The 21483-nt window shown below is 57.5% G+C and carries 17 protein-coding genes and 1 tRNA gene; 9 read left to right on the top strand and 9 right to left on the bottom strand.

What is annotated here, in order from left to right:
- Window positions 1-113: 113 nt before the first annotated feature.
- The 4 genes from KUW18_RS11730 to KUW18_RS11715 all read right to left on the bottom strand — a co-directional run bounded on the left by KUW18_RS11730 (window position 114) and on the right by KUW18_RS11715 (window position 4792).
- Window positions 114-1607: a tripartite tricarboxylate transporter permease gene (locus KUW18_RS11730; RefSeq protein ID WP_206943470.1), complete on the bottom strand. Its 1494-nt coding sequence runs from the start codon at window positions 1605-1607 to the stop codon at window positions 114-116.
- 46 nt (window positions 1608-1653) lie between these two features.
- Window positions 1654-2202: a tripartite tricarboxylate transporter TctB family protein gene (locus KUW18_RS11725; protein ID WP_222561476.1), complete on the bottom strand. Its 549-nt coding sequence runs from the start codon at window positions 2200-2202 to the stop codon at window positions 1654-1656.
- Between the two features lie 137 nt (window positions 2203-2339).
- Complete coding sequence (locus KUW18_RS11720) at window positions 2340-3308, bottom strand: tripartite tricarboxylate transporter substrate binding protein (protein ID WP_222561475.1); 969 nt, start codon at window positions 3306-3308, stop codon at window positions 2340-2342.
- 74 nt (window positions 3309-3382) lie between these two features.
- Window positions 3383-4792, bottom strand: coding sequence for a flagellar biosynthesis protein FlgA (locus tag KUW18_RS11715; protein WP_222163611.1), 1410 nt, complete (start codon window positions 4790-4792; stop codon window positions 3383-3385).
- 288 nt (window positions 4793-5080) lie between these two features.
- Here KUW18_RS11715 and KUW18_RS11710 point away from each other — a divergent pair, with 288 nt between their 5' ends.
- From KUW18_RS11710 to KUW18_RS19965, 4 genes are all read left to right on the top strand, one after another.
- A complete protein-coding gene (locus tag KUW18_RS11710) occupies window positions 5081-5809 on the top strand; it encodes a GntR family transcriptional regulator (RefSeq protein ID WP_261396636.1) in 729 nt (242 codons plus the stop codon).
- Between the two features lie 1268 nt (window positions 5810-7077).
- Window positions 7078-7830 (top strand): DUF3427 domain-containing protein, encoded by a 753-nt coding sequence (locus KUW18_RS11705; protein ID WP_315900664.1) that lies wholly within the window; start codon window positions 7078-7080, stop codon window positions 7828-7830.
- Between the two features lie 132 nt (window positions 7831-7962).
- Window positions 7963-8487 (top strand): GIY-YIG nuclease family protein, encoded by a 525-nt coding sequence (locus KUW18_RS11700; RefSeq protein WP_222561473.1) that lies wholly within the window; start codon window positions 7963-7965, stop codon window positions 8485-8487.
- A 325-nt stretch (window positions 8488-8812) separates the two neighbouring features.
- The gene (locus KUW18_RS19965; protein WP_409995517.1) at window positions 8813-9313 is read left to right on the top strand and encodes a DUF4156 domain-containing protein; all 501 of its coding nucleotides are present in this window, start codon (window positions 8813-8815) and stop codon (window positions 9311-9313) included.
- Window positions 9314-9461: 148 nt separating this feature from the next.
- On the opposite strand, the gene KUW18_RS19960 is transcribed toward KUW18_RS19965, so the two are convergent.
- The 3 genes from KUW18_RS19960 to KUW18_RS11680 all read right to left on the bottom strand — a co-directional run bounded on the left by KUW18_RS19960 (window position 9462) and on the right by KUW18_RS11680 (window position 11984).
- On the bottom strand, window positions 9462-9779 hold the full coding sequence (locus KUW18_RS19960) for a CcdB family protein (RefSeq protein ID WP_222561471.1): 318 nt from the start codon (window positions 9777-9779) through the stop codon (window positions 9462-9464).
- Entirely contained in the window at window positions 9779-9904 is a 126-nt protein-coding gene (locus tag KUW18_RS19955; RefSeq protein WP_222238763.1) for a type II toxin-antitoxin system CcdA family antitoxin, read from the bottom strand. The genes KUW18_RS19960 and KUW18_RS19955 overlap by 1 nt, the downstream gene beginning before the upstream one ends.
- Window positions 9905-10610: 706 nt before the next feature.
- Complete coding sequence (locus KUW18_RS11680; protein WP_222561470.1) at window positions 10611-11984, bottom strand: glutamate decarboxylase; 1374 nt, start codon at window positions 11982-11984, stop codon at window positions 10611-10613.
- Between the two features lie 356 nt (window positions 11985-12340).
- Here KUW18_RS11680 and KUW18_RS11675 point away from each other — a divergent pair, with 356 nt between their 5' ends.
- Window positions 12341-12835, top strand: a complete 495-nt coding sequence (locus KUW18_RS11675; RefSeq protein WP_222561469.1) for an ASCH domain-containing protein — start codon at window positions 12341-12343, stop codon at window positions 12833-12835.
- Window positions 12836-12978: 143 nt separating this feature from the next.
- Here the strand turns inward: KUW18_RS11675 and KUW18_RS11670 are convergent, their stop codons facing one another.
- Window positions 12979-15057 (bottom strand): carboxy terminal-processing peptidase, encoded by a 2079-nt coding sequence (locus KUW18_RS11670; protein ID WP_206943446.1) that lies wholly within the window; start codon window positions 15055-15057, stop codon window positions 12979-12981.
- 174 nt (window positions 15058-15231) lie between these two features.
- Here KUW18_RS11670 and KUW18_RS11665 point away from each other — a divergent pair, with 174 nt between their 5' ends.
- A complete protein-coding gene (locus tag KUW18_RS11665; RefSeq protein ID WP_222561468.1) occupies window positions 15232-16563 on the top strand; it encodes a M18 family aminopeptidase in 1332 nt (443 codons plus the stop codon).
- 239 nt (window positions 16564-16802) lie between these two features.
- Here KUW18_RS11665 and KUW18_RS11660 read toward each other — a convergent pair.
- Window positions 16803-16879 (bottom strand) — tRNA-Met (locus KUW18_RS11660).
- Between the two features lie 360 nt (window positions 16880-17239).
- Between KUW18_RS11660 and KUW18_RS11655 the strand changes: the two genes are divergently transcribed.
- Genes KUW18_RS11655 through cybH form a run of 3 tightly spaced genes read left to right on the top strand, consistent with a single transcriptional unit; the run spans window position 17240 to window position 20971 of the window.
- A complete protein-coding gene (locus KUW18_RS11655) occupies window positions 17240-18337 on the top strand; it encodes a hydrogenase small subunit (protein WP_277987396.1) in 1098 nt (365 codons plus the stop codon).
- Window positions 18337-20151, top strand: coding sequence for a nickel-dependent hydrogenase large subunit (locus KUW18_RS11650; RefSeq protein WP_222561467.1), 1815 nt, complete (start codon window positions 18337-18339; stop codon window positions 20149-20151). The genes KUW18_RS11655 and KUW18_RS11650 overlap by 1 nt, the downstream gene beginning before the upstream one ends.
- 13 nt (window positions 20152-20164) lie before the next feature.
- Window positions 20165-20971 carry a Ni/Fe-hydrogenase, b-type cytochrome subunit gene (gene cybH / locus KUW18_RS11645; RefSeq protein ID WP_222561466.1) on the top strand — a complete coding sequence of 269 codons (807 nt, stop codon included), beginning with the start codon at window positions 20165-20167 and terminating at the stop codon, window positions 20969-20971.
- Window positions 20972-21483: the final 512 nt, after the last annotated feature.

The following is a 21483-nucleotide window of genomic DNA, read 5'->3' as shown; positions in this document are numbered from 1 at the left end:
GTGCGGTGCCCATCAGTAGAAGCAAGATCGCCCTCGCTGCCTGTGGCAGCGAGGGCGATGTCGTTTCTGCGTGGGGGGATGGGGAAGATTCGCCAGTGTGCGACTTGATCCCCTCAGCCCATCGCCGCTGCACGGGTTCTGGCCCGCTTGCGCAGGGCGATGATGATGGTGGTGCTTAGCAGCAATACGGCAATCACGATCAAGCTGGCGCTGATCGGCCGCGAGAAGAAGATGCTGAGATCCCCCTGGGACATGGCCAGCGAGCGCCGCAATTCGCTTTCCGCGATGGGGCCGAGGACCAGGCCGAGAATGATCGACACCAGCGGGAACTTGATCTTCTCGAGAAGAAAGCCGAGGACGCCGAAACCCAGCATCAGCCACACGTCGAACATCGAATTGCGCACCGAGTAGGTGCCGACGATGCAGCACATCAGGATGATCGGGCCGAGTGCCGAGTAGGGGACGTTGAGCAGGCGGGTGAACAGCTTGATGAACGGCTTGGAGAACGCCAGGATCATGAAGTTCACCACGAACAGTCCGGCGAATACCGCATAGATCAGGTCGCTTGAGGTCAGCATGAACATCGGCCCCGGCTGCAGGCCATGCATGATAAAGGCGCCAAGGATGATCGCGGTAGTGCCACTGCCCGGAATGCCCAGCGCAAACAGGGGCACCAGGGCGCCCATGGCGGCGGCGTTGTTGGCAGCCTCCGGTGCGGCGATGCCTTCCGGGGCGCCCTTGCCGAACTTTTCCGGATGCTTGGACCAGCGCACCGTCTCGCTGTAGCTGACCATGGCCGCGGTGCTGGCGCCGATGCCGGGCAGAATGCCGATGATCACCCCGAGAATCGACGAGCGCGACAGGGTCACCCCGATCTTCTTCAGGATGGGGGCGTCGAAGATCTTGATCTTGACCTTGGTCAGCGGCTGTTCTGCATCCCGGGAAAGTGAACGCTTCATCACCTCGGACACCGCAAAAAGCCCGACGATGACGGGAATCAGGCCAACCCCTTCCGCCAGGTTGAGGTTGTTGAAGGTGTAACGACTGGTGCCGGTAAGAGGGTCGATGCCGATGGTAGCGATCAACAGACCGAGGGTAGCCCCGATCAGCCCAAGGATCAGCCTGCCGCCCAGTGAGGCGACCACGGTCAGGCCAAGAATGGCCAGGGCAAAGTACTCGGGCGACGAGAACTTCAGCGCCACCGAGGCCAGCAAGGGGGTGAAGATGATCAGCGCGATGGTGCCGACCAGACCGCCGATGGCAGAACTGAGCACGCCGATACCCAGGGCCTTGCCCGCTTCCCCCTGTTGGGTCATGGGGTAGCCGTCGAAGGCCGTCATCACGGCTTCCGGGGTGCCGGGTGCGCGGTAGAGAATGGCGGTGATCAGCCCCGAGAACACGGTAGAGCCGTAGATGGCCGTCAGCAGCATGAACGCCTGGGTCGGGTCCATGCCATAGGTGACCGGCAGCAGGATGACCACCAGAATCACACCGCTGATGCCTGGCAGGGCGCCACCGATAAAGCCGATGAACACGGCCGAGGTCAGTATCAGAAGGTTCATGGGCTGGAAGACCACACCTAGCCCACTCAGAAAACTCTCCAGCATCGTCAGCTCCTGGGAAGCACGGGTAAAAGATCGTATCGACTGAGGGTCATGGCAACGGTATGCCCAGCAGGGTGGAGAACACGCCCTGTATCAGCACCGCTGCAATGACCACGGTGGCCAGCAGGGCGGCCCAGTGGCGCGCGCCGAGCAGTAGCGTGCAGGCCAGGGTGAACATGACGGTGGCCAGCAGGAATCCGGTGACGGGCATCACCAGCGTGTAGGCCACGGTAGCCCCCATCACCCACCAGTGGCGGTAGGCCGCGATAACGCCTGACGCTGAAGGGGGTGCCGAGGTGTTCAGCTCAGTTGGCGCAACCAGTGGGTCGTCTGCCGTGGCGTTGGGCACGTCAGTCGCTGACTCTGGGTCGCGTTCACGACTGAGGCCTTGCTGCGCTTCCTTCTTCTGGGTCAGTCGCGTGCTCACCAGCAGAGTGGCCGACAGGACGATCAACAGCAGCAGCAAGGACAAGGGCCACAAGCGCGGGCCGATGAAGGTCGAGACGTCCTCGGAGCTGGGGAAATTCAGGGTCGGTACCAGCGTGATGCCGGCAAGGACCAGCAGCAGGACTGCAAAGACGGTGAACTTGGTATGCATGGTGAGGCTCGGTTCACGATGGGGCAGAGCAGACCGCTGTCTCTGGCCCCGGGGTGGGAGCCGGGCATGGCCCGGCCCTCATGGGGGTGGCCGTCACGGCCCTGACGAGCCGTTGCGGCGCACACCCGGTGTACAGATCAGTTGTTTTCCAGCAGGCGCGTGTACAGCTCCAGGTTCTGCTCGAGCTTCTCGCGGTAGGCGTCGCTACCCAGCCAGCCTTCACGGTAGTGCAGGTTGACGCGCTCTTCGTACTCCTGGTACGTCTCGGAGTCGTAGACGCCCTTCAGGGTGGTCTCGAGTTTTTCGACGATGGCGTCAGGCGTGTCGGCGTGGACGAAGATGCCGCGCTCGTTGCCATCGGTCAGGTCCCAGCCGTTTTCCACCGTGGTGGGAATGTCCGGGAAGTTGCCCAGGCGCTCTTCCGCGAAGACCAGGATCGGCATCATCTCGCCGGATTCCATGTAGCTCAGGACCGAGCTGATTTCACCGAAAAGGCCATCGATGTTGCCGCCCATGACGTTGGCCGCCACGCTGCCTTCTTCGTCATAAGGGATGAAATTGATGTCCAGGCCCGTGGCGTCACGGAATGACAGGAAGGCCATGCGGTCCGGGCTTGCTGCGTGGGTGCCGCCGATGATCACTTCGCCGGGATTGGTCTTGGCGTGCTCCATGAAGGCGTCGAAATCGGCGTACTTGTCCGGGTCGACGATCAGGGTCATCACGTCGGACTGCATGCGCGCCACCGGCGTCAGCTGGTCGAGGCCAGTGGGGTTCTGACCGGCCGCCAGCGAGGTCACCAGGGTGGACGAGGCGAAGTCCAGGGTGTGGCCATCGGCGTCACCATTGGCGGTGCGCTGGTGAGCCAGTGCCCCGGATGCGGATGGCAGGTTGATCACCGTGACGCGGGTATCCATGGCCTCTTCGAGCAGCGGCTTGATGGTGCGCGCGAAGTTGTCGGTACCGCCACCGGCGCCGGCGGCAACCAGGAATTGCAGGGGCTTGGACGGAAAGTCCGCGGCGTCATCGGCGGCGAAGACAGCGGGACTGGCAGCAGCAAGGGTCAGGCCAAGGGCGCTGGCAGTTAGGACGAGATGTCGGCTAAGCATGGCGTTCTCCGGAAGGATTGTTGTGGTTAGGCGTGGGCTTTAGCCCGTTGAGTGCCAGTGGATTCGGCCCGACGTCAGGCCGGCGACGAAATGTGTTCGGCAGTCGAGAAGAACATCGCATCCTGCTCACGGCGCAGCGTCAGCAGAGTCGACTCGGGAAGCGTCACATCGGCCAGGGTAATCAGCTGTCCTGCAGCGATATCGCGCTTCAGCGTGGCGCCTGGAAGCAGGTAGAACGGCACGGGCGTCTTGGCGACCAGGGCTGAGGCCGGGTGTACCTCTGGCTGAAGGCCTGCGATGTGTCGGTGGTGGCCCTTCATTTCCAGCGCCTGGCCGCCTTCAAGCGGGGCCGTCGCCCTTGCGACCAGGTCCACTGCCGGGCGGGTCGCCTGACCGCCGCCGGAGGGCAGGCCCTTCAGCACAGCGTCAAGCAGGGAGATGGGGGCTTCGAGGCCAAGCAGGTGGCGCGGCAGATAGACCATGGCGCTCTTCTTGCTGCGACTCAGGATATGACCCTTGCCTTCCAGCACCTGCCAGGCGTGGTCATCTTCACAGCGAACGACGACAAACACGCCACCGGCAAAGCTCAACTCGTCCGGGCGGCGCAGGCAGTTGAACACCTCCAGGCGGCCACTGCCGGCGAGCACGCCACCATTGGCCTCCAGGTCCAGCAGCGTCGGCACTTCGTGAGTGCGTAGCACCAGGGCATGAAAGGCGGGGTCATCGGGCAGTAGACCCGTGGCGTTGGCTACGTTGGTCATCTCGCACAGATCCGGAGCGGAGATCTGCGGAATGGCGTTGAGGTGTTCGCCCCGTGCACGCACCACGCTGCGTTCATCGCCTTCTGGCAGTGTCCACAGGTTGGCCATGTCCGGCGCGTCATAGCGAGTGCCGTTGCACCAGATCGCCTGGTCGTCCTCATCCCAGACAAAGTCGTATTCACTGCTCTTGCCGGCAGCGATGATGTCGAATCCGAGTGTCTGCGCCCAGCTGACCAGGCCAATCAACAGGCTCGGCTGGTCACCGTCCAGTGGTGTGAACAGGCGATTGTGACGATTGCCCAGGCGGGTCAGGTAGGGACCGACCACTGATTCTGTTTCCTTGGTAGCAATACCGACATGCTTACCTGCCTTGAGTGCGCTGGCAGCGTGAGCCGCACCTGCATTTGGTATACCAGTGCTTTCCACCAGGATATCGAAATCCAGGTGCTTGACGATCTCCAGGTCACCGGTCGCCAGATAGTGGCCAGCCTGCCAGGCAGCCGAAGCCTCCTCGGCAGAATGGCATACCGCGATGCGCGAAAGCGGAATTCCCGCCTTTTCAAGGGCTTCCGCTGCTACTGCGGCGTTGATGTCGACCGCGATACGCGCATTCATGCCCGGCATCTGTTGGGCCTGACGGAGGATGCCTCGGCCAAAGTCGCCGGCACCTGCCACGCAGGCTTCGACGGTAGCGGCGGTATCAAAGTGATGTAAGTAGTTCATGTAGTGAGGCATCTCCGTGCTGGCTGGCCCATTTCGCCCCGCTGTTGAGGGGCAGCCATGCTCGCTTCAGGCGGCGGGCTGGGTGGGGCGAGTGGTTCATGGATGCTGTGAAATTTAGTGGTATACCATTTTTAAGGTCAAACATTGGGCACCTAGACCTTGGTAGTAATTCCTGTATCTTTAGGGATAACCGCATGAAAAATATACGATTAAAAGTTCGCGTCAAAACGCGGCCAAGTTTGATTGAGATTTTTTGGTATGCCATTCTTATCGCACCTCAGGATCATGATGGCGACGACGATGGATGAAGCGGCAATGGACCCACGGGAAGGGCTGGTAGAGAAGGTGGCGAACTACCTGCGCGAGCACATCGTGATGGACCATTTTCAGCCCGGGCAACGGCTGCCAGAGCGCAAGCTGGCCGAAGAGCTGGACGTCTCACGTACCCCCATGCGCGAGGCCTTCAAGATCCTCGCGGCCGAGGGCCTGGTCGTCATTTCTCCGCGGCGAGGCGCCGTGGTCGCCGACGTCAGCCCCCAGGACGTGCAGGAAAAGGCCTACGTGCTGAGCGTGCTGGAACAGTCCGCCGCAGAGCTCTGCTGCGCCAATGCCACCGACGATGACATCGCCGAACTGCAGGCTCTGCACTTCGAGATGAAGGCCGCCTTCCTGCGTCGCGACCGGCAGAACTATTTTCGTCTCAATCAGGCGATTCATAACCGCATCGTCGCGCTTTCCGGCAACAACTCCCTGATCGAGATCCACGCCACCCTGAGCCGACAGCTCTATCGCGTGCGTTACCTCTCCAACCTGAAGAACGAAAAGTGGTCGGTGGCCATGGAAGAACACGAAGCCATCATGGCCGCCCTGGAAGCCCGTGACCCCAAGCAGGTGGGTAATGAACTGCGCAACCACTTGGGCAAGACCTGGATGAAGTACGCCAATCCCGCGGCTGAGGAGAAGGGCGAAGCCAATGTGGTGGAAGACGACGCGAACCCTCAAGCCGACAGGGCGTAATAACGCTCTGGCAAGACCCATGGCGTCTGTCTGTATGCGAAAGGGCGGAGCCAATTGCCCCCCCCGGCAAGTTGATGCGCTGAATTCAGAGCGAGGTCTGCAGACGAGGTCGATGCGTACGTATGTCCGGATAAAAGCCAGAGGTGCCACGCCAGGCAAGATGTCAGTCAAAGAGCGCTATGTAATAGAGTAAGTGACTACTTGCTAGCGTTGGGCGCCTCAGTTCAACCGGATTTTATCCTCTCTCATTTCCATCTTCCGCTACGAATACAAAGAAGCGTCTAGCTGCATTATTTCTGAATTTCAACAGCTTGTAAGACCTAAACCAAAAAACTCGTAAATTCTTTCCCATTCCACGCATATTTTGTCTATTCTGCTCTTATTGGCATATACCAGGCCATAAAAGTGCCGTTTAGAGCACGACAAACGATCATGCGTAGGGATAGGAAAGCCGTCTATGGCCAAGGGATGACCAGTAAACGCTAATCTGACGTTACATTCAGCACGACGCTATCTTACTGGCGGCATGCTGCGTACCCGGTTACCCGCACTGACTTCCCCCCTTCTCGTGATCGCACAGCGGCATTCGTCGCGCTGGGTGGACATTTCCCGTGGCCGCTGTGGCGGTAGCGTGGCTGTTTGGTAGTTCGCAGGTGAAGGGAATGTAAGTGCTTCTCTTGGCGAAATATCATGGTGTTTTATCTGTATGCAGTGTTTATGCGTGTGTGAGAAGTAGAGAGCGTCGCCTCGAGAATATTCAAAAAATATCTGCATAGTGAAAGTTTTTTATGCCTAGGAAAAGGCTGTCTTCAAAAAGTAATTGAATTGGAATGGATGGAGCTGGGCTTTTTACAAGTATACTTTGCAGATTTCTATGTTTGTATTAACGAAAGATCTTGTATTAATTGCATTCATATAGAGCTCTTGAGACATTTTATTTGAGAAAGAGCATTCCTATGAGCGTAGGTCCTAGAATAGTAATATGAGAATTTGTAAGTGGTTCCAATTGGACGCAGGAGGAAGTATGAAGGTCATTATAATTGCTATCGTTCTTACTTTTGTGAGCGGCAGTGTTCTGGCTCATGGGGGAGGGTGCCGGAAAAACTCTCCACCTGGACAGTGTTGCCATATGGATAATAGTGTCGGAACGGTTCATTGTCATTAATGGCTATTTGTTAAGCACCATTGATCCAATGGGGGCAGCCGGCAGGGGAACGCCGCACGCCTGTTGTCGAACTTTGCTAGAGGCTAGGTAAGGGTTGAGCGATGTGTATCCATTTCAGCCAGGTGAACAATACACTCGGAGAGACGTGTTCCGAATTATAGGGATTGAAGCCCCAAGAGGAGGGAATTGGTATACGGGATACACGTCTCATGGGGATGACCATTTTGTTTTTTGTGGTATTGGTGCAGCTGGACGGACTGGTCATGATTATGGAAATAGATTCATTGGCGATCAGCTAGTTTGGTTCGGTAAATCTCAATCAAAGTTGCACTTACCTTCCATTCAGGGGTTGCTAAATCCGGCGGGATACGTTTATCTTTTTTTCCGTGAAGATAATCGCGAAGCATTTACATTTGCCGGCTTGGCCCATCCTAAGAGTGTCATGGACTCCTGTCCCGTCGAAATTATTTGGGAGTTTACAGGAACTGAGCTCGCTCGCCCTGAGGTCCTGCCTGAGGAGGTCATAGAGCTAGACAGGGTTAAGGAAGGAGCGAAGAAGTCTATAAGCGTAAATGTGTATGAGCGTGATCCTAGTGCACGTAGAAAGTGCCTCAATCATTGGGGGACCAGGTGTGTGATCTGCAGTTTTGATTTTGAGAATGTTTACGGGGAAATAGGTCGTGGTTTTATTCATGTTCATCATTTAAAACCAATGGCAGAAATTGGTGGAGAATATGAACTCGATCCAGTTTATGACTTGCGCCCTGTTTGCCCCAATTGTCACGCCATGCTTCATCGAAAGCGTCCTGCGTTGTCAATATCACAGTTAAAGGAGCTTATGGAACAGTCTGGATAACCTGGAAAAGGTAATAAAAAATAATATTTAAATATGATGCTATTTTCTCTCTCGTTTCTACAGAATGAGTATCTGCAATAAGATTTTTGTTGGGATGTTGGTTTCTAAAGTTATGTAGTCTTTGGAGTGTTTGTGGATCTTAAGGAAGACATCCGCTTGATTGGTGATATCATAGAGACGGCGCCGTTAGAAATACCGCAAAGGCCTGGTGTCTATGCTTTTTGGTGGCTGGGAGAGAGATCTGTTTTGCTTAGTGCAAATACGGAAATGATTCTAGTCGGCCCCGGTGGAAAAGATGTTGAGATTCAGTTCCGAGATTGGTGGCCCTCCTCATTAGCATTTCCATGTCTCTATGTGGGAAAGACCACAAATCTAAAAAAAAGATTTTCTCAGCATTTGAAACGAGGCTCCAAGGAGAGGTTGCATGAAATTCCCGAAAGTTCAAAGAAGCAGAAGGCAGTTACTACCTCTTGTCAACTTCGATATGGAATCGAACACTTCTTTCCAGATGAAGAGCTCCCTCTCCAATTAATATCGAAGAATGTCGGTTTTAGCTATGATGTCATGGGTGCTGATCAGATAGCCGAGCGCTTTTATCGAGAAGACCTTCTCATCGGAACTTGGAAGCCTTGGTTCAATGTAGACTCGGAACGATGAGGTTTATCTTGAGATCGTTGAATAATCAGCAATACTCTAGGTATTTTTGATGCTTAGCACCTTTGCGGGTAAACAGCTAGCAGACTTGAGTGTTTTAAATATACTCTGTTATAAACTTCACTATCTAGAAGTGATGCATAATGTTACGTTCTAGTGACTGTGTCTCTTTTGCACCTTCACCACCATAACACCAAACTAGGTGGAGCGCCACGGCGTCTCCAAGCCGAGTGCATAAAAGAGGGAATGGATAGCAGATGATCCAGAGCTTGGATTCTTTGGTAATAGTAGAAAATCGATTAGATAAATAGAAGAGTTAGTAAGTATAATGAATAATGTTTGTAAGTATAAGCTACCGATATTGGTTTTGGCACTGGTGTCAATCTCAGGGTGTGCAACACAGATGAGCGAAAGTGCTACTTTCGTGAAAGCCGCAGATGAAAGACGAGTGACTGGTTGTAAGTTTATTGGCGAGGTGCAGGGATCTTCAGGCTGGGGAAATATTGCGGCTTCGAGAGGCATGGATAATGCAAGAAACGAAGCTCAAGAAGAGGCCGCTAAGTTAGGAGCGACACATATTGTATGGATGAATATTTCAGGGGGCTATAGTCCATTCGCAATTGGACGTGCGTACGATTGCTCAGGCAGTGAGTCACCATCCGTCAGGCCCAGCTCCACTCAGCAACAAGGTGATGGCACATTGTCAACTAGTGCTTATGAAGGTTCAGTAACGTCGAGGCTCCAAAAACTAGACATGCTTCGTGAGCAGGACATAGTGTCAGAAGAGGAGTACAACCTACAACGGCGACGAATCCTCGATGATATCTAGCTTTCTCGAAACTTCGGCTGATAGCACGTGTGCTGCCATCCAAAGCATCATTGCGGCGAGCGCTTGAACTTTTACTTATTCTTCGGCGACAGAGCAATATTAGCGTCAAAGACCATTTGGCTCCGGCGTTAAATATCAATTTTCATTACTAGGACCCAACTATTGCGAAGTCGAGTGCGGCGACTATTTCATCTCGCATGTGGTCTAGAGTGCCGATGGGCGTCTTTAAAACGCTGATAGGCAATGATGCGATTTGTGGGATAGGGATCAACAGTTCTTCGCTGTCGAGGGTCACTGTTTGCGTAGGGCGAGTCAGTTTTCCTCCTGCGAGGAAAGGTGCTCGTCCAAGGGGCACTACAATTCGGGTGGCCTGCGCCGATAGGCTATTGCTCTGTATGTCCAGAAGGTAGGGGTACATCCTTTTCGTCGACGCGCTGGGATTAGCGTACACGTCGAACTGGGGCATTAGAATGTCCTGTACTCTTCGGCGAGGCACCCATGCTCAGAGACAGCATCGTTGTAAGCTTTGATAGCGTTGCTGTTCTCCCTCTGCCATTGCTCGGCTTCGCTCTCGGCGAGCTTTGCTTCCAGTGCTTTCTATAGCCTGGCCGATAGGTCGACATTTATATGCCGGGCCCTTTCTTGCAAGTCGCGATTTATATTGTGGTTTGTGGATTTTTGGGAGTCGCCTGATCGTATAGCATTTGCATTTGTGTCGACCTGGCTTTCAACGTCATCACTAGCATGCACAGTCGTTTATCCATTGGCCACGACATTGCCAGGTGCTGCAGGCAAACAAGGCGGGATTAACGTGAGAGTCCTACTCTGGTGTGCAGCGGTGCTGCTGCTCTTGTTGATGCTGTTGAGCGGTGCGGGTTTTTGCAGGGCTCGCTGGAGCTGTTTCCGACCGAGGCGCAGCAGCGTCAGGTTCGATTGGGCTACGGGGTGGCGTTTATTGGCTTTGCCGTGCTCGAACTCTTGGTCGTGATGTTGCTTTGGAGGGAGAGAAGAGAGAGAAGAGAGCGAAGGGCTGTTCGCCGTTAGGTTGTCGATGGCTGGCTTCAGACCGCTAGAACCGAAAAAGCCGGGGCTTGATGCCCCGGCTTTTTCGTTCTGCGTGCAGCTATATCGTTCCGTGGCTGCCTAGCCTTCTACTGCGTACCGCCACCAGCTCAGGCCTGGCTTGGTGAAGTCGAGTAGGCGTGACGAGCGACGATCTGGGATCTGCTGCAGCTCTTTACCCCCTTGTTGAGGGATAGGGGGCCGCTGGCGGTGGCCAGCGGCGTTGGGAGGGCGGTCAACACTTGCTGATGGCTGTTTTCGTATGATCGTGCAACGTCGGGGCGACTGACGTGCCGCCATGTGCTTTTAGCCAGTCGCAGGCAGTGATGATATCTCTAGCCAAGCCCTTGATGACGTTGCGGTTGAGATGGGGGCGCACCACGATGCGCAGACTGGTCACGGTTTCTGCATTCGGTGGCATGGAGTAAGCCGAGAGTACCCATCCACGTTCACGCACCTTGGCGGAGATATCAAACTCATTGAAGGTATCGAAACCATCTTTGAGCGTGAGCGCGACCACCGGAATTCGCTGTGTCTGATTCATGATGTCGAAGTAGCCGCTTTCCACCAGCAAGTTGCGCAGATATTTGGCGTTCTCGACGGTATGCAGCATGATCTCGCGGTAACCGTCGTACCCGAGGCGAATGAAGGTGTAGTACTGGTAGGCGACTTGGGCTGCGCTGCGGGAAAAGTTGAGGGTTGCCGTGGGCATCTCACCGCCAAGGTAATTGACGTAGAACACCAGATCCTCGTTGAAGGTCTCACGGTCACGGAAGATCACCCAACCCAATCCCGGAGGCACCAGCCCAAACTTATGGCCTGATGCATTGATGGACTTGACCCGTGGCAGTCGAAAGTCCCATGGGTAGTCGGGGTAGAGGAAGGGATTGACGAAACCACCAGACGCACCATCGATATGCATGGGCACGTTGTGGCCAGTGCGTCGCTCGTAGTCGTCCAGCCAGTCATGAATCGCTTCGATATCGTCATCTTCACCCGTGAAGGTCTGTCCAGCGATGGCGACGACGGCGATGGTATTCTCGTCTACCAGTGCATCAAGGTGTTCGGTGGTCAGTCGATAATTGCCGGGCTTGAGTGGCGCAATCCTTGGTTCGACATCGAAGTAGCGCAGGAATTTCTTCCACACGATCTGCACGTTGCCCCCGGTCACCAGGTTGGGCCGCGACGTCTCCTTGCCAGCGGCCTCGCGGGCCTGGCGCCAGTTCCACTTGTGAGCCAGTCCTGCCAGCATGCAGGCTTCAGAGGAGCCCACCGTCGCCGCTCCATACGGGGTGGCCTCCTTCGGCCCGTTCCACAGGTCATGCAGCCAACGGACCATTCGCTGCTCTATAGCGAACAGCTGTGGGTACATGTCATGGTCAATAAAGTTCTTCAGAAAGTGCTGTTCAAGCACCTTGAGAGCTTCGGGTTCGGTAAAGGTGGTGACGAAGGAGGAAAGGTTCATGACGGGGTGGGCGTCGGTCCAGGCCTCCGAGTTGACAATGGCCTCCGCCGCTGAGGCCGAGATGCTGCTTCTGGGGAAGTGATGCTCGGGTATGTCTTCGTTGTACTCGTTGACGAACAGGTCAAAGGGAGAGGAATGCTTCATGGTGATACTCCTATGCGGGTGATGGAACACGTCATCAATTGCCTCGGGCTGGCCTGTCCTCCATCTGACGAAGTGCCTTCCTTCCCCGTGCCAGGTGGCTGTGGGTCCTTTTCGCCGCGGCTCCCTTTGGATGTTGTTATGGCGAGCCTTCAGCAAGGCTACGCGTCGTGTATTCCTCCGATAGGCGACTATTGCTCTAAATCGCATCCTCCCGATCGCCAGATGGCGTGTGATATCGCTTCATGGTGGGCGCAGCGCAGCGCGCCGCACTACACCGCGCAGGGGCGCGTTCACCAGGCCGTAGTGGGGTGAGGTAGGTGGAATGAGGTCAGAGCTCACGTGGACAGGACGGAAGGATGAACCAATACCAGAAAGCCTTTCTAGAGCGATATCTGGCAACACTGCCGGTCACATCTTCAACTGCTGGCCGTGCCTTCAGTGCTGGTTATTACTGTGATAACCAGCAGGAGGCGAACCTGTGTGCCAGCCTGATCCTCGCCGGTAAGAAACGTGCCACGAGTAGCTTGTACGAGGGGTATGTGCGTGCTGGCCTGAGTCTGCCAAAAAAGGGCGACCTGCATGTGGTTACCGATTGGCAAGGCTGTCCTGTGTGCGTGGTAGAGGTTACCTCCGTTAACCGATGTCGCTTCATCGATGTCACGGAAGCGTTTGCGGAACAGGAGGGGGAGGGGGACGGCTCTCTAGCATGGTGGAGGGAGGCTCATTGGGACTTCTTTACCAGAGAGTGCTACTCCCTAGGCGTGCAACCATCGGAGGAAATGGCCCTTGTATTGGAGTGTTTCGAGGTGGTCTATCCAAGAAGAGAGTCGATGAATCACGACAAGGGTTAAGGGCTCGACAGCGAGTGCCATAGATCTTTCGGAAGTTCATTGATGGGGAAGGGGCAGTGTTGTGGGGGCCAGAAACCAAAAAAGCCGGGGCGTGATGCCCCGGCTTTTTCGTTCTGCGTGCAGCTATGTGGCTGTATCGCGACTTAGCCTTTTACCGCGTACTGCCAGCTCGGGCCGAGTTCGGCGAAGTCGAGCAGGATTTCCGCTGACTCTTCGACCTCGGCGCGGTCGACGGGCTGTTCCTCTTCGGCGTCTTCCTCGGCGGCCAGGTCGGCATCGTCACCGCTTTCGCGGGCATCGCCCCATTCCTCGAGGATATCGAGGCCGAGGGCTTCACGGCGCTCGTTCTCGAGCGACAGCATCTCGGCGTCCTGGGCGTCGGCTTCACGCTGACGCTGCTCCCGGTTGAGGCTGACGCTGGTGTGCTGCTCGCGCAGGCGGCTCGCCAGTTCTGCCCGCTGCTCCAGGTAATGGAAGTTGGGGTGGTCGTCGGCCCGCTGCTGGTGGCGTGTGCGCAGTTCCTTCAGGTACTGGCGCGGGGTGCCATAGCTGCGGTACTGCACGTCACGTACCGTGTCCCAGGGCAGGGCGTTGTCCAGCGCGCTCTCACCGATAATCTCTGGGTCGAGCAGGCTGGGGTACATGATGTCCGGCTTGACGCCGCGGTTCTGGGTACTCTCCCCAGAGATCCGGTAGAACTTGGCGCGGGTCAGCTTGATCTGGCCGTAGCTCAGGTCATTGAGGGTCTGCACGGTGCCCTTGCCGAAGGTGTTGGAACCCACGATCAGGCCACGGCCGTAATCCTGGATGGCACCTGCGAAGATTTCCGAGGCAGAGGCAGACAGGCGGTTGACCAGAACCACCAGCGGACCGTCGTAGAGGGTGCCGCTGTCGGTGTCGCCGTACAGGCTGATGCGCCCACGGGCATCACGAACCTGCACGGTAGGGCCGCGATCGATGAACAGGCCGATCATCGAGTTGGCTTCCTGCAGGGCACCACCACCGTTGTTGCGCAGGTCGAGGACGATGCCCTCGACGCCTTCGGCCTTGAGCTTCTCGACCTCGGCGGCGACGTCGCGGGTGGTGGAGCGGTAGTTCTCTTCTCCCGCCTGCCAGGCGTCGAAGTCCACGTAGAAGGCGGGCACCTCGATGACACCGACCTTGTGCACGCCGTCTTCGCGCTGAACCTCGATGACTTCGCTGGAAGCCGCCTGATCCTCGAGCTTGACGGTGTCGCGAGTGATGTCGACCACGGTGGAGCGGGTCATGTCGACGGCTTCACCGGGCACCACCTCGAGGCGCACCTCGGAGCCTTTGGGACCGCGAATCAGCTCGACCACGTCATCCAGGCGCATGCCGACCACGTTGACGATGTCCTCGCCTTCCTGGCCAACGCCAATGATGCGGTCGGCAGGCTTGAGTGCGCCATCCTTCTCGGCGGGGCCGCCCGGCACCAGGCTGGCCACCTTGACGTATTCGCCGTCGGCCTGAAGCAGTGCGCCGATGCCTTCCAGTGACAGTCGCATCTGAATGTCGAAGGATTCACCCTGGCGCGGCGACAGGTATTCCGTGTGGGGGTCCACGGTGCCGGTAGCGGCGGCCATGATCAGTCCGAACACATCCTCTGAGTTGGTCTGCTCAAGACGGTGCTTCTGGGTCTCGTAGCGCTCGCGCAGGGTATCGATGACCTTGTCGTCGTCCTGTCCACTGATCGACAGCGTCAGGGCGGCGTTGGCCAGGCGCTTGCGCCACAGCTCGTCCAGGCTCTCCTGAGAGGCGGCCCAGGAGGCGTCTTCGCGATCCAGCTCCAGTCGACCCTGCCCATCGAAGGACATGTCGAGGTCATCGATCTCGTCCAGCATCCAGTCAAGGCGTGCTTCGGCGCGCTCGTGATAGCGCTGGTAGAGGTCGTAGGCCCTGGCCAGGGAGCCATCAAGCAAGGCTTCATCCATGCCGGTGCGTAGATCACCGAAGTCATCTACGTCGTCTTGAAGGAAGTAGGCGCGTTGTCCATCCAACACGTCGAGGTAGCGCTGGAAGGCGCGGTTGGACCATTGGTCGTCCAGCTTCACATCCGCGTAGTGGCCGTAACGCAGCGATTCGGCCACCTCCATGGCCGCCTGACGCTGGTCGTCGCCGGGCGTGGGAGTGGCCAGCGCCGTTGGGGCCGCGATCAGCAGGGAAAGCGCCAGGGCGCGACCCGCAGACTCAATCAGGCTCATCAATGAAGCACTCCAGGATTCGTGTACACTCGTCGGTCTAACACCGACTCGGTCGGCGGGTCCCTTGGACCGGATTCGCATTGTAGCAGCTTGCTGTCAATCCTTGTCCTTTACCGTGTTAACAGAGTAAAGGACAAACCTTGAACCATTACTATCATGCATCAGAGGACGCCCATGTCACAGGAGTGCTTGCCAAAGGATGATACCGAATGCGCCAAAAGGCTCAGTCGGTTGCTCGACTTTCTTCGCCGTTCACCCAGCCCTTGGCATGCCACTGCGAACATGGCTCAGCGGCTCGAAGATGCGGGCTACCGCCATCTGTTGGAGACCGACAGCTGGGAATTGGTTCCCGGCGACCGCTTCTATGTGACTCGCAATGACTCCTCCATCATTGCGGTGAACCTGCCCAGCACGCAACCTCTGTCATCGCTGCGTATGGTCGGTGCACATACCGACAGCCCCAATCTACGACTCAAGACCCATGCTGCCCAGCGTTCGGCGGGGTGGCTGCAGCTGGGCGTTCAGGTCTATGGCGGCGCGCTGCTGTCGCCCTGGTTTGACCGGGATCTGGGCCTGGCAGGCCGCATCCACGTCAGACTGCCGGATGGCCAGGTGAAGGGTGTGCTGATCAACGTCGAGCAGGCGATTGCGATCATTCCCAGCCTGGCGATTCATCTGGACCGTGAAGCCAACGACGGGCGTGCGATGAATGCCCAGACCCAGATGGCCCCGGTCGTCATGCAGGCCGATGAGGACGCGACCCTGGAGAGCCTGCTGCAGGCATGGCTGGAGCAGCAGCACGGACTCGGCGATGCCAAGGTGCTGGACTTCGAACTGGGCTTCTACGACCTGCAGCCGCCGTCACTGGTAGGGTTGCGCCAGGAGCTGATCGCCAGTGCCCGGCTGGACAACCTGCTGTCCTGCTTCATGGGGCTTGAGGCCATGCTGGATGCCGATGGCGACCAGGGCATGGTGCTGGTGGCCAATGACCACGAGGAAGTCGGTAGTGCCAGCGCTTGCGGTGCCCAGGGCCCGTTCCTGGCGGACGTGCTGAAGCGCGTGAATGGGCAGGTCGGTGAGGGAACGGAAGAAGGCTACATTCGCCTGATTCAGTCGTCGCGCATGATCTCCTGTGACAATGCCCACGCCCTGCATCCGAACTTCAAGGACAAGCATGACGCGCAGCACGGTCCAAGTCTCAATGGCGGGCCAGTGATCAAGACCAATGCCAATCAGCGCTATGCCACCAACAGTGCCACGGCCGCCATGTTCCGTGATCTGTGCGAGCAGGCGGACGTGCCGGTGCAGACCTTTATCACCCGGGCCGACATGGGCTGCGGCAGCACCATCGGGCCGATTACCGCGACTGAGCTTGGGGTGCCTACGCTGGATGTTGGCGTTCCGCAGTGGGCCATGCACTCGATCCGCGAGACCGCAGGCAGCCAGGATGTCGAGCATCTGACTCGCGTACTGACAGCGTTTTTCAACCAGCCGACACTGGTCTGACCCCCGAGGAACCCAGCGAGATAGGGGCGCTGGGCGGGCATGTGATATCCAGCATCAGACATCCCGCATCAGCGCCCTGCAGGATGCAGAGAGACGGCACGCCCTAGACAGTCGCGTCGTCATCCTTGTTTCCAGGCCTACCGGCCCCTGAAGCTTGGGGGAAAGGTCAGGGCCCCTCGGCCTATCTCGCCACAACGAAAAAGCCCGTCGATCAGGGATCGACGGGCTTTTTCTGTATCTGGTGGCTACGCCCTGACTCGAACAGGGGACCCCATCATTATGAGTGATGTGCTCTAACCAACTGAGCTACGTAGCCTTTCAATGGCGCTGCATTCTACTTGTCTGACCTGGAATGTCAAGCTGGAAGGCGGCGGTGTGGCCGATTAGCGGCGCTGGCAAGTTGCTTGCCGCCCTGTGCTGATGTGCCGGCTGGGCCGAGAACCTGGCGCACAGCGACCGGTCGCTGGGTTACCGCCGGCAACGTGAAAATACTGCTAGCTGTCTGAAAAATATAACGAAAACGTCGTTGGCACATGTATTGCTTTTCTCTTGTGGACCGTGAGCGTCGGCGCTAACCATAAAGCCGTCCTGATCCCGCGCGATGGATACGCCATCGCCAGCAGGGCGCCAAACGCCGATTGAAGATCGATTGACGACCACGACAGGGGAGTCGTTGATGATGGAACCCATCGAGACCTTTTACGACGTGATGCGCCGACAGGGAGTCACGCGTCGCTCGTTCCTCAAGTTTTGCTCTCTGACCGCAGCAGCGCTGGGCCTGGGGCCTGCCTATACGGCCAAGATTGCCCATGCCATGGAAACCAAGCCCCGCACACCGGTGGTGTGGGTCCATGGCCTGGAATGCACATGTTGCTCAGAGTCCTTTATCCGGTCGGCTCACCCATTGGTGAAGGACGTGGTGCTGTCCATGATCTCGCTGGACTACGACGACACCTTGATGGCCGCAGCGGGGCATCAGGCTGAGGCGGCGCTTGCCGACACCATCGAACGCTACAAGGGCAACTACATCCTGGCGGTGGAGGGTAATCCACCGCTCAACGAAGACGGCATGTTCTGCATCGTGGGAGGCCGGCCGTTCGTGGATCAGCTGCGGGAGGCGGCGGCCCATGCCAAGGCGGTCATCTCGTGGGGCTCCTGCGCCAGTCACGGGTGTGTTCAGGCCGCCAGGCCCAATCCCACCCGGGCCACTCCAGTGCATAAGGTCATCACCGACAAGCCGATCATCAAGGTGCCGGGCTGTCCCCCCATCGCTGAGGTCATGACCGGCGTCATCACCTACATGCTGACCTTCGATCGCCTGCCCGAGCTGGATCGTACCGGGCGTCCGAAGATGTTCTATTCCCAGCGAATCCATGACAAATGCTATCGGCGCCCGCACTTTGATGCTGGCCAATTTGTCGAGGCCTTCGATGACGAGGGGGCGAGGCGCGGCTATTGCCTTTACAAGGTCGGCTGCAAGGGTCCGACCACCTACAACGCCTGTTCCACCGTGCGCTGGAATGAAGGCGTGAGTTTCCCCATCCAGGCGGGGCACGGCTGTATTGGCTGCTCGGAGGATGGCTTTTGGGATAAAGGATCCTGGTACGCCCGCCTGCAGGACGTTCACCAATTCGGTATCGAAGCCAATGCCGATCAGATCGGTGGTGCCGTGGCGACCGGTGTGGGCAGTGCGGTCGCCATTCATGCCGCGGTCACCGCATTGAAACGGGCGCAGGTCAAGCGCCAGTCATCCGTCAGCAAGGAGGAGGTCTGATGACACAGACGCGCACACCCAACGGGTTCGACCTGGATAGAAGCGGCCGCCGCATCGTGGTGGATCCCGTTACGCGCATCGAGGGGCACATGCGCTGCGAGGTCAATGTGGATGACAACAATATCATTCGCAATGCGGTCTCCACGGGCACCATGTGGCGCGGGCTTGAGGTCATTCTGAAAGGTCGTGATCCCCGGGATGCCTGGGCCTTTGTCGAGCGCATCTGCGGCGTCTGCACAGGCTGTCATGCGCTGGCATCGGTGAGAGCGGTGGAAAATGCCCTGGATATACGCATCCCGCGTAATGCTCACCTGATTCGGGAAATGATGGCAAAGGTGCTGCAGTGGCACGATCACGTGGTCCACTTCTATCACCTGCATGCGCTCGACTGGGTCAATCCCGTCAATGCGCTGCGCGCCGATCCCAGAGCCACATCTCGTCTGCAGCAACTGACCGGCCCCAACCATCCGCTGTCATCCCCTGGCTACTTTCGGGATGTGCAGAATCGTCTGAAGACCTTTATCGAGTCTGGCCAGCTGGGTCTGTTCAAGAACGGCTACTGGGACAACCCGGCGTACAAGCTGTCACCGGAGGCGGATCTCATGGCCACCGCCCACTATCTGGAGGCACTCGATCTGCAGAAGGAGATCGTCAAGGTCCATACGGTGTTCGGCGGCAAGAACCCGCATCCCAACTACATGGTGGGAGGGGTGCCTTGCGCCATCAATATCGACGGTGACCTGGCTGCCGGGGCCCCACTCAATATGGAGCGACTCAATTTCGTGCGGGCTCGTATGGAAGAGGCCTTTGCGTTCTCCCAGAACGTCTACCTGCCGGATGTGATCGCCATTGCCAGCTTCTACAAGGACTGGCTCCATGGCGGCGGTCTCGCCGGCAGCAATGTGATGGATTACGGCGACTACTCCAAGGTCAACTACGACAAGTCCACCGATCAATTGAAGGGCGGTACCATCGTCGGTGGTAACTGGGACGAAGTGCACGAGGTCGACCCCACCGATCCAGAGCAGATCCAGGAGTTCGTGGCCCATTCATGGTATCGCTACGCCGACGAGTCAAAGGGGCTTCACCCGTGGGACGGCGAGACGGAACACCACTACGAGCTGGGCCAGGCAACCGTAGGCACCCGTACCCACATCCGGGAATTGGATGAGTCGGCCAAGTACTCCTGGATAAAGTCGCCGCGCTGGCGCGGGCACGCCATGGAGGTGGGGCCACTGGCCCGCTATATCCTCAATTACGCCCAGGGCAACGAGTTTGTCATCGACCAGGTCGACAGCTCCCTGGCGGCCTTCAATCAGCTCGCCGGCACCCGCCTTACGCCACGCCAGGCACTGCCTTCGACGATAGGGCGCACCCTGGCGCGGGCGCTTGAGGCGCATTACTGCGCCTCCATGATGCTCGATGACTGGCACGAACTGGTGGCCAATATTCGAGCAGGTGACCTCGCCACGGCCAACATCGAGAAGTGGGATCCGGCCTCCTGGCCCAGTGAAGCCCGTGGGGTGGGTATCGTGGCGGCTCCCAGGGGCATGAACGGCCACTGGATTCGCATCAAGGACGGCAAGATCGAGAACTATCAGTGCATCGTGCCCACCACCTGGAACGGCAGCCCCAGGGATGCCGAAGGCAATATCGGAGCCTTCGAGGCCTCGTTGCTGGGGACCCCGATGGAAAGGCCGGACGAACCGGTGGAAATCCTGCGCACCCTGCACTCCTTTGATCCTTGCCTGGCGTGCTCCACCCATGTGATGAGCGAGGACGGAGAAGAGCTGTCCCGCGTAACCGTGCGATAGCGGGGGAGGAATCATGTCTCAGCAATCCAAGACGCCGGATGTTGCGCAGACGTCTGCGGCTTCTGTTGATCCAGAAGTGTCGGGCCAGCCGGGCGCATCACGCGAAGGGGGCGCCGGTACTGAGGCCGGCGTGCTACCTGATTCCGTCAGGCAGACCTCGGTCTACGTGTACGAAGCCCCATTACGGCTATGGCACTGGACCAATGCCTTGGCGATTCTCGTGCTGATCGTCACCGGCTACTTCATCGGCAAGCCGCTGCCGACCGTATCTGGTGAGGCCAGCGATCACTTCGTGATGGGCTACATCCGTTTCGCGCATTTCACCGCGGGATACGTACTGACCATTGGCTTCTTGTTCCGCTTCTACTGGTCATTGGTGGGTAACCATCATGCCAAGCAGCTGTTCAGACTGCCGCTGCATCGAGGCGAATGGTGGCGTGAAGTCTGGTTCGAGCTGCGCTGGTACCTTTTCCTTGAAAAGCGTCCGCGCAAGTACGTTGGGCACAATCCCCTGGCGCAGCTGGCAATGTTCCTTTTTATCACCCTGGGAACATTGTTCATGATCGTCACGGGGATGGCGCTGTACGCTGAGGGGGCTCTCAGGGGGAGCTGGCAGGACAGCCTGTTTGGTTGGGTTATTCCGTTGGTAGGGCAGAGCCTGGATGTTCACACCCTGCACCGGCTTGGCATGTGGGTCATGGTGGTGTTTATCATCATTCACGTATACGTCGCGATACGCGAAGACATTATGTCGAGACAGAGCATTGTCTCGACGATGATCTCGGGGGAACGTACCTTCAAGGACGATGAACCCTTCTGATGCACTGATTCATGAGGTCCCGAAGATTTAGAGGGTTCAAAAGCTTCGGAAGATCCAGAAGGGCTAGAAGCGGAGGCCTTGTCGTAAACACGCTAGCGGGCTATTTACCAACCCGCTAGCAATTCTTGTCAGTTGATAACGCCTCTAGATGTCAGGAAAAGGTGCCAGCTTTTCCGTCCCATGCAGAAATAAGTGGCCGTTGATATATCTCGCATTCGCCTGTTTAGAAACCCCTGTCTCGGTTGATATATCTCGCATTAGCCTGTTTAGAAACCCCTGTCTTGAAAGCCTCTGTCTTGATATCTCTCTCGATAGCCCCTGTCGCGAAAGCTTCTCTCTCGTTAACGAGCGACTGGGTAACTCCTGGCTTATCTTGATACACCTTATCGAGACGCATCTCACCTATGTGTGCCGTGCCAGCGATGAAGTCGCCTGTTAGTGTAAGAAAATGGACAGGGTGCTTACCCCTTTTCCTTTAAATTGTGCTGGATCAATAGAGACATTTTTTCTTG

The sequence above is a fragment of the Halomonas sp. DP5Y7-2 genome (genome assembly GCF_019802025.1).
GTDB lineage: Bacteria > Pseudomonadota > Gammaproteobacteria > Pseudomonadales > Halomonadaceae > Halomonas > Halomonas litopenaei_A.
This window is presented reverse-complemented; position numbering and strand designations above follow the sequence as displayed.